Origin of the sequence: Serratia odorifera, assembly GCF_041448735.1 — a bacterium.
In the GTDB taxonomy this organism is placed as follows: domain Bacteria; phylum Pseudomonadota; class Gammaproteobacteria; order Enterobacterales; family Enterobacteriaceae; genus Serratia_F; species Serratia_F odorifera.
Genome location: NZ_JBGMUT010000076.1, coordinates 1 through 547, shown reverse-complemented (window position 1 = coordinate 547; position 547 = coordinate 1). Strand labels below are relative to the sequence as shown.

Below are 547 nucleotides of genomic sequence, written 5' to 3'. Positions count from 1 at the left end.
ACATAGTGCTGGTAAAATAGATGGTACAGTACTACAAGATGCGAAGAACATTTTTGGGGAAAACAATTTATTTAGAAATTTAATACCTTACGCTAAAAGAATTCAAAGCATTCCACGTGTTGGCTTAAATACGGATCAATATTGGGACAAGAAGTTATTTAATGAAGTTTTCGAACCATTTACAGATGAATTTTTAGAGCGAATTAATAAGATGGAGGATTTAAGCAATGAGTAAAGATATAGGTTTTTTCAACAAAAAGGAAGGCAGGGAGAATCCTGGGACTAAAAATACAGGAGGGAAAATTGATATTGGCTATAAAGCTGATATCACTCCCTCTACACCATATGATCCTAGTTTACCTGCAAAAGCAACACTAGTTAATAGTGATAAGCGTGGTACTATTCGAATGCCTTTAGAAACTAAACACGAATTTGATGCTTTACTTGAGATTTCAGAATACCAATATACTTATGAACTACTAGCTGAAATGCATTACTTATATATGCAAAAATTGTCACCTGAACAACTAAGATTATTCCATGCACA

At 33.3% G+C, this 547-nt stretch carries 2 protein-coding genes; both read left to right on the top strand.

What is annotated here, in order from left to right; all coding sequences use genetic code 11:
• A partial coding sequence (locus ACCC84_RS23925) for a hypothetical protein (RefSeq protein ID WP_503827467.1) occupies window positions 1-235 on the top strand: 235 nt, incomplete at its 5' end.
• On the top strand, window positions 228-547 hold a 320-nt coding region (locus tag ACCC84_RS23920), incomplete at its 3' end, for a hypothetical protein (RefSeq protein WP_503827466.1). The genes ACCC84_RS23925 and ACCC84_RS23920, both read left to right, overlap by 8 nt.